Here is a 763-nt window from a genome sequence, read left to right on the forward strand (position 1 = left end):
CCGCAGGCGCGGGCGGCGGCGAGGTTGGCGCGCACGAACGAAACCGCGTTGCGGGCGGAATGGGCCTGCCCGCCGCGCAGCCGGGTCCCGGTGATCACCGGCGCGGCCAGCGGCGAGGACAGGCACGCGCCGAGGAAGTTCAGCCCGCGGACCTTCGTGTAGCCGACCGCGGTGCCGTCTTTGCCCGCCCCGAACACCCGTGTGATCTTGGCGTCGATGTCGAGGAACGCTAACTGGCCGACCCCCGCCAGCAGCAGCGGGGCCCGCACAGCCAGGTTCTGCAATACCCGGGCGGAGACGTTCTGCAGCTGGGCGACGTGGCCGAGGGCGAAATCGCGCAGGAACGTGCCCAGCGTCGAGGGTGCCCGCGCCCCGCCGAACAACCGCGGCATCGCGCCGTGGCGGACCACGTCCAGATCGTCGATCGAGTCCGCGCCCGCCGCCATCCCCGCCACGATCGTCGACACCTTCGCACCGGCGTTGGACCCCGCTGTGGTCCCGAGCGTGAGCAGGTCGTCGGCCAGCGCGGCTACCCCCGCGTCCTCGGCCAGCCGCATCACCGGCACCAGCCCCGCATGCGACACCAGATTCGGATCGTCGAACCTCGCCGACACCGATCCAGCGGTATGCAATGATCGCATCCAGCAGATGCCCTCTCCCTCGGTGACAATTGCTCTGTCGCAAGAACAATCATCCCAGGCCAGAGGGCATCTGCTCCTCTAGACACGGCCTACAACACCAATCACACCGGTGGATCCAGGTC

At 69.3% G+C, this 763-nt stretch carries 1 protein-coding gene; it reads right to left on the minus strand.

The features are described from left to right. The coding region (locus tag EIZ44_RS44455) for a transposase family protein (protein ID WP_500676321.1) at positions 1-641 on the minus strand (641 nt) is incomplete at its 3' end. Positions 642-763 lie beyond the last annotated feature (122 nt).

This window comes from Amycolatopsis nivea (assembly GCF_004522235.1).
Classification (GTDB): domain Bacteria; phylum Actinomycetota; class Actinomycetes; order Mycobacteriales; family Pseudonocardiaceae; genus Amycolatopsis; species Amycolatopsis nivea.